The 14,423-nt window shown below is 35.6% G+C and carries 9 protein-coding genes and 1 pseudogene; 4 read left to right on the plus strand and 6 right to left on the minus strand.

Annotation, left to right across the window (positions count from 1 at the left end):
* Positions 1 to 5 precede the first annotated feature (5 nt).
* Together AC5EUN_RS03845 and AC5EUN_RS03850 are read left to right on the plus strand one after the other, a co-directional pair.
* Complete coding sequence (locus AC5EUN_RS03845; protein ID WP_493352168.1) at positions 6 to 3,098, plus strand: type I restriction endonuclease subunit R; 3,093 nt, start codon at positions 6 to 8, stop codon at positions 3,096 to 3,098.
* Positions 3,098 to 3,799: a M48 family metallopeptidase gene (locus AC5EUN_RS03850; RefSeq protein WP_004669059.1), complete on the plus strand. Its 702-nt coding sequence runs from the start codon at positions 3,098 to 3,100 to the stop codon at positions 3,797 to 3,799. Before AC5EUN_RS03845 ends, AC5EUN_RS03850 begins: the two co-directional genes overlap by 1 nt.
* A gap of 95 nt (positions 3,800 to 3,894) precedes the next feature.
* Here AC5EUN_RS03850 and AC5EUN_RS03855 read toward each other — a convergent pair whose 3' ends face one another.
* The 5 genes and pseudogenes from AC5EUN_RS03855 to AC5EUN_RS03875 all read right to left on the minus strand — a co-directional run.
* Positions 3,895 to 4,959, minus strand: coding sequence for a hypothetical protein (locus AC5EUN_RS03855; RefSeq protein WP_493352169.1), 1,065 nt, complete (start codon positions 4,957 to 4,959; stop codon positions 3,895 to 3,897).
* Positions 4,956 to 6,137 (minus strand): YagK/YfjJ domain-containing protein, encoded by a 1,182-nt coding sequence (locus tag AC5EUN_RS03860; RefSeq protein WP_493352170.1) that lies wholly within the window; start codon positions 6,135 to 6,137, stop codon positions 4,956 to 4,958. Before AC5EUN_RS03860 ends, AC5EUN_RS03855 begins: the two co-directional genes overlap by 4 nt.
* Positions 6,138 to 6,526: 389 nt before the next feature.
* Entirely contained in the window at positions 6,527 to 6,760 is a 234-nt protein-coding gene (locus tag AC5EUN_RS03865; protein WP_262549757.1) for an AlpA family phage regulatory protein, read from the minus strand.
* A gap of 132 nt (positions 6,761 to 6,892) precedes the next feature.
* Positions 6,893 to 8,377, minus strand: coding sequence for a hypothetical protein (locus AC5EUN_RS03870; RefSeq protein ID WP_493352171.1), 1,485 nt, complete (start codon positions 8,375 to 8,377; stop codon positions 6,893 to 6,895).
* 276 nt (positions 8,378 to 8,653) lie between these two features.
* Positions 8,654 to 8,821, minus strand: a pseudogene (locus AC5EUN_RS03875) (tyrosine-type recombinase/integrase); the annotation flags it as partial.
* A 147-nt stretch (positions 8,822 to 8,968) separates the two neighbouring features.
* Here AC5EUN_RS03875 and AC5EUN_RS03880 point away from each other — a divergent pair.
* Positions 8,969 to 12,106: an SIR2 family protein gene (locus tag AC5EUN_RS03880; protein ID WP_493352172.1), complete on the plus strand. Its 3,138-nt coding sequence runs from the start codon at positions 8,969 to 8,971 to the stop codon at positions 12,104 to 12,106.
* Positions 12,107 to 12,135: 29 nt separating this feature from the next.
* A complete protein-coding gene (locus AC5EUN_RS03885) occupies positions 12,136 to 12,714 on the plus strand; it encodes a hypothetical protein (protein ID WP_493352173.1) in 579 nt (192 codons plus the stop codon).
* 68 nt (positions 12,715 to 12,782) lie between these two features.
* On the opposite strand, the gene AC5EUN_RS03890 is transcribed toward AC5EUN_RS03885, so the two are convergent.
* On the minus strand, positions 12,783 to 14,057 hold the full coding sequence (locus AC5EUN_RS03890) for a tyrosine-type recombinase/integrase (RefSeq protein ID WP_005032625.1): 1,275 nt from the start codon (positions 14,055 to 14,057) through the stop codon (positions 12,783 to 12,785).
* Positions 14,058 to 14,423 lie beyond the last annotated feature (366 nt).

Genomic DNA, 14,423 nt, shown 5'->3' on the forward strand with positions numbered 1-14,423 from the left:
AAAAAATGAGCCAAGTCGGTCAGCGTGAACGCATTACCCAAAATCGAGTGGTGCATTTTTTTCAGCAACAATTAGGCTATCGTTATTTAGGCGATTGGCATGATAGAAATGATAATAAAAATATTGAACACGACATTTTAATTGCTTGGCTTAAAAAACGTGGTATCAGTGATGCCTTGATTAACAGAACCATGCGCCAACTCGATACTGCAACTGCATTGGGTGAGGGCAAAAAACTTTATTATGCGAGTAAAGATGTATATCGCTTATTGCGTTATGGGGTTAAAGATAAAGAAGGTGCTGGTGAACTAAATCAAACCGTTTGGCTCATTGATTGGCATCATCCTGAAGCAAATGATTTTGCAATTGCTGAAGAAGTTTATATTAAAGGTGAAAATAAAAAACGCCCAGATATTGTGCTATATATCAATGGGATTGCTTTGGGTGTATTAGAGCTGAAACGTTCATTGGTTGATGTATCTGAGGGCATTCGACAAAATTTAGATAATCAAAAAAAAGATTTTATCCGTAATTTTTTTAGCACAATACAACTGGTGATGGCGGGTAATGACACACAAGGATTGCGCTATGGCATGATTGAAACACCTGAAAAATATTATCTGGAATGGAAAGAAGAGCTTAATCACGTAGAGGGACATAAACTCGATTATCATTTAGGTAGAATGTGTAATAAACAACGGTTTTTGCAAATCATTCATGATTTTATAGTCTTTGATGCGGGTGTGAAAAAAACTTGCCGACATAATCAGTTTTTCGGTATTGAAGCTGCAAAGCAACGTATTGCCAAACGAGAGGGTGGTATTATTTGGCATACCCAAGGGTCAGGTAAGAGTCTGACAATGGTGTGGTTAGCTAAATGGATACGAGAAAATGTCAGTGATAGCCGTGTACTTATTGTCACAGATCGAACTGAGTTGGATGAGCAAATTGAGAAAGTCTTTACTGGTGTAGAAGAAGAAATTTATCGTACAAAAAGTGGTGTGGATTTGGTTGCAACACTGAATCAGCCAACCCCTTGGCTTATGTGTTCATTGGTGCATAAATTTGGTCGTTCTTCAGACGCAGACGATGATGCTGCAACGAATGAATTTATTGAACAGCTCAAACAATCCATGCCTAAAGACTTTAAAGCTAAAGGTAATGTATTTGTTTTTGTTGATGAATGCCATCGTACCCAATCAGGTAAATTACACGAGGCAATGAAAGCGATTTTACCCGAAGCCATGTTCATTGGTTTTACGGGTACACCTTTGATGAAAAAGGATAAACAGAAATCAATAGAAGTATTTGGTTCCTATATTCATACCTATAAATTTGATGAAGCGGTTGCTGATGGTGTTGTTCTTGATTTGCGTTATGAAGCACGAGATATTGACCAAAATATTAGTTCACAGAAAAAAATTGATGAATGGTTTGAAGCAAAGACTCGTGGGCTGTCACGCCTAGCAAAAACCCAACTTAAACAGAAATGGGGAACAATGCAAAAGGTCTTATCAAGTAAATCTCGTTTACAGCAAATCGTAAATGATATTTTACTGGATATGGAAACAAAGCCACGCTTGATGGATGGGCATGGTAATGCCATATTGGTTTGTTCCAGTGTCTATCAGGCATGTAAGGCTTACGAAATGTTTAGCCAGACTGATTTGGCTGGTAAAGTTGCTATTGTGACTAGTTTTCAGCCGACCCCTGCCAGTATCAAAGGTGAAGAAACAGGCGAAGGACTCACCGAAAAACTATTTAAATATGATATTTACCGCAAAATGCTAGCGGATTATTTCGAGAAAACGGAAGAAGAAGCAGCAAGCCTTGTCGAAGAGTTTGAGACATCTGTTAAAAAACGTTTTATTGACGAACCTTCACAGATGAAATTATTGATTGTAGTGGATAAGCTTTTAACAGGTTTTGATGCGCCATCAGCAAGCTATTTGTATATTGATAAACACATGGCAGATCACAATTTATTCCAAGCGATTTGTCGGGTCAATCGCTTGGACGGTGATGATAAAGAATATGGTTATATTGTCGATTATAAAGACTTATTTAAATCTATAGACCAAGCTATTTCTGATTATACTCAGGAGGCTTTTGATGGTTATGATAAGGACGACGTTGAAGGATTATTAAAAGACCGTTTACAGCAGGCTAAATTAGATTTAGATACTGCTTTAGAAATGGTCAAGGCATTGTGTGAGCCTGTTAAAGCACCTCGAAACACTCAGGACTATATTCATTATTTTTGCGGGGAATCAGGGCATAATCAAGATGAACTCATTGAAAAGGAAGCTCTCCGTTTAGCGCTTTATCAAAATGTGGTGAAGCTCATCCGTGCTTTTGCAAATATTGCCAATGAAATGCAAGAGGCTGGCTATAATGAACAGCAGATTGTAACTATTCGAGCCGAAGTCATACATTTTGAAAAAGTGCGTGATGAAGTCAAAATTGCTAGCGGCGATTTGCTTGACATGAAACGTTTTGAGCCTGCTATGCGTCATCTACTCGATATGTATATTCGTGCTGAAGACAGCGAAGTATTGATGGACTTTGAAGAGTTAGGCTTGATAGAGTTGATTGTGGAAAAAGGTGCAGATGCGTTGGATGCATTGCCTAAAGATATTCGCAATGACGAACAAGCGATGGCTGAAACTATCGAAAATAATGTTCGTAAAACAATTATTGATGAAAACCCCGTGAATCCAAAATACTACGAACAAATGTCAGTTTTGTTAGATGAATTGATAGAATTACGTCGTCAAAAAGCCATTGAATATCAAGAATATTTAAAACATATCCGTGATTTATCTAGTAAAATTATTCGCCCTGAAAAAAGCACATCACATTATCCTAGCTCTATGGATAGTAGTGCTAAACGAGCGTTATATGATAATTTTGGAAAGGATGAGTTACTAGCCACAAAGATTGATAGTGTTATTCGCTATACTAAAAAGGCAGATTGGGTGGGCGATAAATTTAAAGAACGTGAAATTGCATTTGCAATACAGCAAGACACAAAAGGCTATGATATTGATATTCAAAGTGTCATGGAGCTTGCTAAAGCGCAACGAGAATATTGGTGATGCAATGGCTACATATTGGTGAGCTTGAGGTAGAGCTGCACCATAAGGCAATCAAGAACTTACATTTGAGTGTGTTGCCACCAGATGGAAAAGTCAGGGTATCTGCTCCTATTACTATGTCTGATACGGCTATACGCATGGCGGTAATTAGTCGTATTCCATGGATAAAGAAACAGCAATCGGCTTTTCTTAATCAATCTCGTCAATCAATCCGAGAAATGGTCAGTGGGGAATGCCATTATGTTTGGGGGAAAAAATATCGCTTAAATATTGTGGCAACATCTGGACAGCATCGCATTGAATTTTCCCATGCTAATCGGCTTGATATGTATGTTCATGCAACTACCTCAACCCAAAATAAACAGAAATTACTAGAAGCATTTTATCGAATGCAACTACAGGAAAAACTTAATTTACGCTGTTCATCTTTACTTACTAGAATTGGTGTAGAACCAAGTTTTATTGGTATTCGTAAAATGAAAACCCGTTGGGGGAGTGCTAATCCATTGTCGAAAAGAATATGGCTGAATTTAGAATTGGCGAAAAAACCAGTTGAATGTTTGGAGTTTATTCTTGTGCATGAACTGGTGCATTTAATTGAGCGTCATCATAATGATCGTTTTGTAATGTATATGGATCGGTTTCTTCCCCAATGGCGTGAGCGAAAGGCTTTGTTGAATAGTTTACCTTTAACCTCCTAAATATATGCGCCTTATCTGGCTCAAGGTCAGACGAAATAACCCGAAAGCCGAAACTTTCGGGGTTACAGCGGTGTGTTTAAATATAATTCGATTGATTAATATGAACTTTTTTCGACTTTAAACGTTGTGTTGGTGTACTTAAACCGAACCCAGTATTCAGGACCAATCAAACTGTATTTTAAAGTGGTAAGACGCATACCAATGTAGTTCTGATTTGTATCGTAAAAATTGGATTCTATACCATAAACCAAAGGCTCTACCCCTGAGTTCATGCAGGCAATATCACTCCACGCAACACTGGTTTTACCTTCTCGGAATACAAAAGGTTCAACATCTGTATAGAGCTGAGATTCCGCAAATGGAGTAAAGTCGGTATCTTCACGTGCTACAAAAAATATGAGCCGAATACTCCTAAAACCTCGAATAGTCGTTTCCTGCTTCGACAAAATACCTAGAGTGTGATTCTCAGCATTGTTAGCCCAGACTGCTTCGATAATTTTACCTGACGTGGCACGCAGCATATCCTCAACAGTCACAGGACTAAATGTTTTCTGATCCATTGAAAAATCATCAACATTCATAAACTCAGCAGAAACAAGCAATGAATGAACCTGAAACATTGGATTGTTACATAAGACAGCTTCTTCAAAACGATTATAAGCCTTTCTAGAATTGCCTAATGAAGAATCCCAGTGATTTTTCAAGCTCATAAAATCTCGTGTTTTAGACCTCACTTTCAGATCCTGACAGAACCCATCAACAACTGCTTCAAACTGTTGATACAATCCAAGTGGAAAGTTGATGAGTGCATGCTTATACAGCAAATCAACCATCAGCTTGATCTCTGGTCTGATGATCACATCTGAAAATTTACCTGTCAGGAAAGGATTAATCGGAATATCCTGAATAATCTTGAGTAAATTAACACCCTTGGGCGTTAGATAAACATGAGGCACCAGATAGTCGTAAGTTGGTTGTTTGGAGATAATCTTAAAAGTCTTATTTTCAGTAATCATGAGATACAACTTCAGATAATCATCCAAGCCAACAGGAGGGCGATTATTGGGTATATAGCCAATAAAAGGCTGGATATACGCTTGAGTGATATGGTGAGTACTGAGTAGAGATGTATAGGATTCATCAGGCTGTAATCTAATCATGCTTCATCTCCCGCAAAGGCATTGAGTTCTAGGTGGTTTTTTCTCGGACGACCACGAGTCTGTGGTTTTAAAGGCTGACTAATCTGGAAACGTCGTCCATTTTTCATGTTGCTGAAAATGAATAACTGGCTGGTTTTACAGAGATAATCAAAGCCATCTTCAAGCCACTTTCTTTTCTGCGATTGGTTGTATTCAATCGTGCCTAAAAAACAGTTTTCGTAAGTATGCTTACGCATATTACAGATATAGGCATAACCTTGATCATTGGTCACTTTTTTCCACAGCTTTTCAATACCTTGTGCCAAGCTAATGTCTTCCTGATTCTTATTCCCATTGAAAAACCAGAAGGTATGCAAGTGGAATCCACTTCTTGGAGTATATTCAAAACGAAAAATATAGCCGATAGCTTGTTTCAACACAGGATTATGTCGCTTGTTTTCGAGTAGCTGTTCAACGCACTTTTTAAACGCATCAAAATCATTTTTAGACAAACAATCTTCAGCTTTGAAGCACGTTTGCATTAACGTTTCAGGTTGATGTTTGAGATACAAATCAAGCCTTACAACAACTACACGTGAATATCGTTCAATTAAAGAATTGAACATTTCGATCATTCGAGACTTATTTTTTTTAAGATTCTTCCGCTCATCATAAACTTTGCGTCTGATGTTGGGGCGACGGAAAAAAGCACGAATTAATCCAGTAAACTTATTCATTGCATTAATATGCGGGAGCAAATTCTCCTTCAGATTAGAAGGTAGGGGTGTACCATTACGGAGTAGCTCTAATTCATCTCCTGACATTTGACTCTGTGCATCATCAAATGCCTGAATATCAAGACCATTGATAATGTCTGAATGCGTAGAATAGTTTATAAGTTCCACAGTATCAGAAGCTAAGTTACTCATGTGAGCAGGGGATTTGACGACAAAGCCATAGCGACCATTCGATAGTCTTTTCGTTTCAGCTGTGACTTCAGCAAAGTTATATTTTTTAAGCTGATTGACAAGCTTAGCTTTCCCAATAGCAGGTGCTATGATGTTATCCAGTGAATGTACGACAAAGGTGGTTTTATCACCATCATTGACTGGAGTAGTTTGCAGTTCGGTTTCAAATTGCTGGAGCCATTGGTCATGCGTTCCCATATAGCGACCAGCATTTGCTTTGATAATGTTCATATTCATTACGCTTAATTTAAAGTTAAAAGCGCAACTGTGATCAGTATTCTGGGTATATGCATCCAATGGATACTGTTTAGCGCAGTATCCATGATGGAATGTAGGTTGGTTCAGCTAATTTAGAGTGAGCTATGGTCGTCTTTACTTCACCAGTATTGCCTATACATCAACGACCTGTCGGGTCACATGAACATTGTATAGCTGAGTACTTTTAGACTACTGATTATCTATAAATACATAGAATATTCTGTGATTTATAAATATAGAGTAATAGTAAGTAAATATATAAGACCGTAATTCATTGAAAATTAAAATGATAGCCTAGCCATACTTATAATTTCAGAATGCATTGCACAGCTGCATTATGTTTTGAATTTACAAGTACAGCGTTAGCTCTCAGTATTCCCTTGATTACGTGTTGAAATTTTGCTTTCAATCCACGCTTCAACTTCAGAGAGTAACCACCGTGAAGCATTATTTAATTTTACAGGCTGCGGGAAGTCGGGATCATAGCGTTTAGATCGTCGGTTGAGTCGGTCATAAATGGATGACCGAGATAAACCTATCAGTTTAATCAGCTCATGTAGACGTAGCATTTGAATTGTGTTTTGGATAGTAGACATTTAGATTTCCTTCTATGGCGTTGGTTCAATCTGGAAGGTGTTGAACCAATGATTAGAAAGTACATAAATGGAATTGCATTTGGAGCAGGAAGTGCGTGGAGCCAATATATTTCTCAGTGTGAAATGCTGAACTTAATCATTTAAAAGGTTTTTCAAAGACTGATAGATTTCATGATTCTTTTTGAGCATCCTTTCAGTATCACCAATAAAATTTCTTTTAGGCTGAGTAGTTGGATGCTCCTGATTCTGAAAACCTTTCTGCTTTTTAGCAGATTTATTTCGGGTGGCTTTTGTTTTAAGTTCAGTTAGAGCATTTGTGTCATGGATAGATGCAGTAGGAGTAAATAAGTACGGGTCATAAACAGGCTCACTGCTTATAGTTCCTGTTGACGAATTTGTCAGATTTCGCACAATGTGCTCTTGCAGTTGCACTTTAAAATCAAGCTGTTGCTGTTTTTTCTCCTGTTTGTCTTCTAATATTTGTATTATTTGAGGTGTAAATTTAGTTTTAATCTTAGCAATAATTTTAACCTGTTGTTTTCTGTTTAATATCTTTGTCTGATATTTTTTAAAGTTAGTCCGTAAAAGTTTGTCAATATTTCCTTGTTGTTTTATATATATTTTTTCTTTTTGATCATACGTTTGCATTAAAATCTCACGTACATATGCTGTCGCTTTTTTGTCCAGATACTCCATAAGTTGTTCGAACAGTATATTTTTTTTGGGTTTCAGGGACTGGATCTTTGAATTGCGTTGGCGTATAGCAAACTTATTTTTTAATGGACCAATGAATCGAAATGAAAGAAAAGACAATTCCTTGAGCGTATTCTGATCCTGTCTTGAAAAATTTAACGCATTCCAAAGTGACACATGATCATATTCGTATTTCTTGATAAATTCTTTAACAAAGTCGATATAAGCTTTTTCTTTGATTTCATCAGGTTCTTGTGAAAGATAGCTGAGTTGAATTTTATCGATCGTGTTTTGAAAGCTTTCAGGTAATAATTCGACTACGTAACAATCACGATGTTTTGAGTATTGCTGGAGTAAGCTTTTATAAATAATTTTTGCTTGCGTATGATTTTTAGTTTCGATGGAGGAACGATAGCTTTTTATGTCTGAAATGATTTCATGATAATGTTTAGGCAAATATTCAAAATCCAGTTTCTCAGCTATATCATCACCTTTTTTACAAAGCACTTTACCTTTACAAATATCACAAGGAACTTCATCATTATCTTTTAGACAAGAAATAGGTTTTTTGACAGTATCCCTACATAGCCTTTTTACTCGATCTTCATCTGATTCTTTAAACATACCCTGATCATGTAATATGTAGATTGTCGTTTTAAGAATTTTGTCATGAATAGGTTTGAAGAAATTTAAAGGTGTAGCAGCTTGAATTTGATAAAAAGATTGGCAGAGTAAACTTTTATCAAATATCGTATAAGTGAGTTTGACTAAGTTTAGAGGATCTAGTTTTATTTGATTATGTATCTTTGAGCGGAATTCTAAACTAGTATAAATTTTTTCAAATATATACTGTTCCAAATCATTTACAGTTTTGATTTGGTCATCAAAAGAGAGATTTTCAGAACGTTCTTCTACGGTGTCCATTATTTCCTTATACTCAATATTTTGATTGAACATTATTGTAAATTTTAGTCTTTATGCCCTGGTCTAGAGTGTACATACTTATGCGCTATTTCAGTACGGACTTTTTAGTAATTATTAAATATATCATTAATATACACGAATATAATATCCTGTAAATATACAGGGGTGAGTTGTAGTTGAATGGGTATTTTTATTGTGTGAATTTTCAAAAAAAACTAATCGTAATTTACAACAAAACAGATTCCAATCAGTCATCAATCCTTTTCTATTTTCAAGTTAAACTCCACGTAAATAAGCTGCTTCAACTTCATCAGGCAGTTTATGTGTAAGGACATGTTCGCAGAATTCGCGAGGGTAATTTATTTTGTCAGTTGACCAATCGCGGAAAGTAGAGCGAAAACCATATGTAGTAATCCCTCTATTTTGTTTAGGGTCCATATAGCCTATTCGTCTGAGAATTATATTATTCAATTTGATTTTTTGGATAGAACTGAATTTAAGAATATAGAATCAGATTTTATAACTTGAATAATAAGAGATTATTTAATAATCTGAGGCTAGAAAAGAATAATCATAAGGACAATTAAAAGGATGATACCATATAAAATTGCGATTGACGCCTTTATACGATCTATAGATATTAATAAAAAAAGGCCGATTTGCTTATTATTAGGTGCTGGAGCATCAATATCTTCTGGTATGCCATCCGCAGAGCGTTGTATCTGGGAGTGGAAGCGTGAAATATTTATAACTAAAAATCCACTTCTAAGGGAAACAGTTGGAGAGTTATCTCTACAAGGTACAAAAGATCGAATTCAAAAATGGTTGGATCAAAGAGGAGAATATCCCATTTTGAATAGTCCAGAAGAATACTCTTTTTATGCAAAAGAATGCTATATCACAGAACAGGATAGAAGAAGTTTCTTTCAGCAATATGTTGAGATGGCTAAGCCGCATATCGGGTATAAATTATTACCACTGCTTGCTCAAGCAAAAATAATAAAAACTGTGTGGACTACAAACTTTGATGGTTTGGTTGCTAGGGCTTGTCATTCGAATGATGTTGTATGTATTGAAATTGGGCTGGATAATACCCAACGTATTACCAGACAACATAGTGAGGGCGAGATAAGGGTAGTTTCATTGCATGGAGATTATCGTTACGATGAGCTTAAAAATACAGATGAACAATTAAGACATCAGGAAGAAAATTTAAAAAATAATATTGAACATGAGTTACAGGACTATGATCTTGTAGTTATTGGTTATAGCGGTCGAGATAAATCTTTAATGACAGTTTTAGAAAATATTTTTTCTAAAACGGTTAAATCAAGATTATTTTGGTGTGGGTATGGTGAAACAATAAGCCAGCCAGTGATGGAGCTATTGGAACTAGCAAGAAAAAACAATAGGGATGCTTTTTATGTCTCAACAGAGGGATTTGATGACACCGTAGAGCAAATTTCTAGAAAATTATTGAATGACAACATGTTGAGTAAAGCATTGTCAATGCTACAGGAAATTCCTTGTATTGCTAAGAAGCCAGCTAAATTTACAGCTCCAGAAAATGATATTTCTTCACTTATTAAAAGTAATGCTTACCCTTTTGTTAAACTTCCTAGCCAGTTTCTTAAAGTTACATTGAAATATCCTGAAGGGAGCTTAAATTATATTGATTGGCTTAATAGTAAAGTGGACTTTAAAGAAGTAGTACTTTCAAAAATAGGAAAGGAAATCATAGCTTTCGCGGATGTTGATAAACTCAGGAAATATTTAGGAGAGTTCTATCTAAGTACGCCAACGGTAGTAAATTTTTCAAAAATTGATGTATTGAACGATACAAGGATTCAGTCTCTCATTAGACGTGGGTTAATCCAAAGTATTGTCAAAAATTTAGAGTTCAGTTCAGATCAAAATAAACGGATATGGAATCCAGATGTAAGTTCTATCGAATTTCACAATGGGAAAAAATATAAGATAATAGATGCTTTGATTCTAAATTTAAATTTTATTAAAGATGATATTTATTTAACATTTAAACCTGATTTGCTTGTATTAAATTTAGATGAATCTTTGCCTGATCATGATGTTGTAAAAACTATAAAGAATAAAAAATTCGGTTATCAACATAATAAAGAATATAGTCAGATATTAGAAAAGTGGGCAGATATCATTACAAAAAAAGACCTTATAGTCAGTGGTGGCGGTATATTTAATTTAGGTAAAAAGCCACTTTATGCTGGTTTAGTTAATTATGCTACACGAAAGCTTCCTACTGATTTCAATAAGCATGCAACTCAAAAAGGCTTGATCATTCAGGATGCAAAATTAATTTTTGGTTCAAATTCTATATCTAATGAAATATCTCATATTAACCCTTTAAAAGGATTAGTTGAAAATCGCCCTTGGGATTATAAAAATACCAGTTCTGGTTTATGCCCTGAAATTTGTATCAATGTAATAAGTACACGTCAGGATGCAGGGATTGTAAATAATCTTTTACGGGGAATTCATGAAAAGTCATTACCAGAAAAATCAGAACAAGATTATTTATATCCATTTCATGGATTTACAAATGCATTTGGCGTACCGATAACCTTTCCTAAAATAGGTGAAAATACATGGCGATTTGTAGATGAAGCTCTTTCAGCACAAAAAGCTATTGATAATGCAAAAAGTTTAGCAAATAGAATTTGTTATGAGCTCGATGCTTTGAAAAAATTAGAATTGCGTACGGGTACAGTTGTAATTATTTATATTCCTAAAAGATGGGAATTATTAACTTCAATAAAATCAGAACATGAATACTTTGATTTACATGATTATATTAAAGCATATGCCGCTCAGCAGGGAATAAGTACCCAATTTGTAAGAGAGAAAACGGTTAATAGTTCCCAAAGTTGTAGAGTGAAGTGGTGGTTATCATTAGCATTTTATGTCAAAGCTATGCGGACACCTTGGCGATTGGAATCTATAGATAATCAGACAGCTTTTGTGGGGATAGGCTACAGTATCAATAGGAACACGTATCCTGAAAACTCTAAAAGGATTGTTCTAGGTTGTAGTCATATTTATAGTGCTAGGGGGGAAGGCATGCAATTTCAACTTGGTCGGATAGAGAACCCTATAATTCACCATCATAATCCTTATATGTCTGAAGAAGATGCAAGGAGAACAGGTGAGAAAATTAGACAAATGTTTTTTGATGCAAAAATGCAATTACCACGACGTGTTGTGATACATAAGAGGACAGCATTCACAGCAGAAGAACAGCGTGGGTTTATACAAGGATTAGAAGGCGTGGAAGATATAGAATTGATCGAAATTAACTTTGAGGATTCTTTTCGATATTTGTCATCTAAATTGGTTAATAATAAACTAGAAATAGATGGTTTCCCTATTGCTAGAGGCACGGTAATTGTCCAAAGTTCTAATACAGCATTATTATGGGTGCATGGAGCTACGCCAAGTGCTCAAAATCCAAGTTTTAAATATTTCCAAGGAAAAAGAAGAATCCCAGTTCCATTAGTTATTAAACGTTATGTTGGGCAATCAGATATTAGCCAGTTAGCGAATGAAATTTTAGGTTTATCTAAAATGAATTGGAATACTTTTGATTATTATTCTAGATTACCTGTTACTTTGGAATCGGCAAATGACATTGCTAGAATAGGAGTTTATTTTAATAACTTTAGCCCTATGTCGTATGACTATCGGCTTTTAATTTAGTAATCAGTTATAGGAAACATGATTTAAATATGTCTCAAGATAGAGAAAATTTAGCCAAAGAAAAATTAATTGAGATGTTAGGTGATCTCTTCTATATTCAAGAAGAAGTTGCAGGGAGATGGGTTATTGATGACTCTCCTTTAAGATTGGATTTGCTACTCCGCCCAAATGAAAAAGCAAAATCGATGGGATTTGATGTAGACGCTATAGGTATTGAGATTAAAGATCCTCAAAGTAAGGAGAGTGTAAAAAAGTTATTAAACTGTGTGATGCAAGCATATACATATAGCTTTTGTGAGTTTGATGGGGTGCGTCCAGCGTTTATTTTGATTTATCCTGATATAGAGAAATTTTTTGACTACGATTGGCGTAATAAATACAACTCTGAATTTACGGAAGAGCCTACCAAACGTGAAAAAAATTTATTACGAAGATTGATGCAAAGAGCAAATGTTGGTGAACTCATAATTCAGCAGAAGTACTCAAAAAATTACGTTTTTAAATTTCATGGTGGCCCATACTTTTCCTCTACAAAAGGTCGTTCAAAGATAAAAGGTATCGGTCTAAATCGTTTTATTGGATCACAGAAAATTAGAAGTCAGGAATAGGTATAAAAAATAGTAACTAAATTTTGCGTAAAATATTTTTGTCTAGTTTCGTTTTTAACGAATGCAGTCTAATAAAACTGTGTACTACAGAATTTAGCCCAATCAGCCATTAAAGATTTACGTTTTTCAAGATAAGCTCCACGTAAATAAGCAGCTTCAACTTCATCTGGCAATTTATGGGCAAGCACGTGCTCACAGACTTCACGAGGATAATCAGTTTTGTCTGCTGACCAATCACGGAATGTTGATCGAAAACCATGTGTTGTAATTATTCGATTTTGTTTTGGATCAATATAGCCTAAGCTATTTTCTTTTATTTTTTGTTCATGCATACGTTTGATAAGAGTCGTTAATGACATGTCAGAAAGCATACTGCCGCGAGGAGCAGGGAATATGAAATCTTGAGGCTGGGAAAAATCTCGAATTGATTCAAGCAAATTGATCGCTCCTCGAGATAATGGAACACGATGTTCCTTTTCCGCTTTCATGCGTTCTTTAGGAATAATCCAGACCTTATTCTTAAAATCGATTTCCTGCCATTTAGCTCCAAAAACCTCACCAGACCGACAGGCAGTTAAAATTGTAAATTCCAGCGCTTTAGGTGAAATTCCTTTTTTCTGTCTCAGGTGGTGAATAAATTCAGAGACCTGATCATAAGGTAGAGATGGGTGAGGGCGCGATTCCCGCTTTAAGTTGCCTAAGATTGGCTCAAGATTACCTTTCCATTCAGCAGGATTATCACCAACAAAATATCCCATGGCCTTAGCATAATCAAAAATGGTTTCTATACGACCACGAATACGTTTAGCTGTTTCGTTCTTCTCAGTCCAGATAGGTCTAAGAACTTCGGCAATATCGACTTTAGTAATTGTACCAATACTGATATCACCTAAAGTTGGGTAAATATAGGTTTCTAATGTAGAAGTCCACTGTCCAATATGCTTTTCATTTTTCAGTTCACGGGCTTTATTGGCAATAACGACTTTTGCACACTCAAGGAATGTTTTGTCACGAAGTTTCTGAACATACAGCTTTTCTAGTTGTTCTTGTTTATGAGCAATTGGATCAATGCCACTTCGTATTTGTAATCTTAATTCAGTTGCTTTGGCACGGGCTTCAGCTAAAGAAATTTCAGGGTAGGGACCGATTCCAATATCGCGGCGATGTGGTTTTAACTTCCCATCTTTATCCAGACGTTTTCCTACTACTGCACGCAAAATCCAGACACGGGAGTTACCTTCAACATTCAGGCAAAGGCCATCAACGCCCCCTACAGTATGTCGCCCAGTCTTCTTTATTTTTGATACACTGAGTGCAGATAGCTCTTTAGATTTCTTTGGCATGTCTTTATTTACCCCACAACCTACCCCTCATAAAATACTGGAAATGGTAGGATGAAACAAGATGTGTTAGGATGATTAAAATGTTAAAACATTGAAATATATATGTTTACAATATTGATTTGGATTGCTTAGGACTATTGTTAGACGGACACCGCTTCCGCCAAATTATTTTTAAATACAAATTAAAACGAATCATTAATCGATAACCCAAGTTTAAGTTGGGCCATTACGTCAAGTAGTGTGGGGAACACCACATAAATCGGCAGTGATCAAATTCTAAAAAAAGCAGTCAGACCTTTTCTTGCTGCTTTTTTTATTTAAGGTATTGAAGTCTTCTTTTATAGTATTCAGCTATAGCTTGAGTTG

It is taken from the genome of Acinetobacter sp. CAU_H_S170_2, assembly GCF_058890445.1.

Excerpts from the sequence above, each read along its gene's own strand:
- AC5EUN_RS03845 (WP_493352168.1), top strand. The coding sequence starts at position 6 with ATGAGCCAAGTCGGTCAGCGTGAACGCATTACCCAAAATCGAGTGGTG.
- AC5EUN_RS03850 (WP_004669059.1), top strand. The coding sequence starts at position 3,098 with ATGCAATGGCTACATATTGGTGAGCTTGAGGTAGAGCTGCACCATAAG.
- AC5EUN_RS03855 (WP_493352169.1), bottom strand. The coding sequence starts at position 4,959 with ATGATTAGATTACAGCCTGATGAATCCTATACATCTCTACTCAGTACT.
- AC5EUN_RS03860 (WP_493352170.1), bottom strand. The coding sequence starts at position 6,137 with ATGAACATTATCAAAGCAAATGCTGGTCGCTATATGGGAACGCATGAC.
- AC5EUN_RS03865 (WP_262549757.1), bottom strand. The coding sequence starts at position 6,760 with ATGTCTACTATCCAAAACACAATTCAAATGCTACGTCTACATGAGCTG.
- AC5EUN_RS03870 (WP_493352171.1), bottom strand. The coding sequence starts at position 8,377 with ATGGACACCGTAGAAGAACGTTCTGAAAATCTCTCTTTTGATGACCAA.
- AC5EUN_RS03880 (WP_493352172.1), top strand. The coding sequence starts at position 8,969 with ATGATACCATATAAAATTGCGATTGACGCCTTTATACGATCTATAGAT.
- AC5EUN_RS03885 (WP_493352173.1), top strand. The coding sequence starts at position 12,136 with ATGTCTCAAGATAGAGAAAATTTAGCCAAAGAAAAATTAATTGAGATG.
- AC5EUN_RS03890 (WP_005032625.1), bottom strand. The coding sequence starts at position 14,057 with ATGCCAAAGAAATCTAAAGAGCTATCTGCACTCAGTGTATCAAAAATA.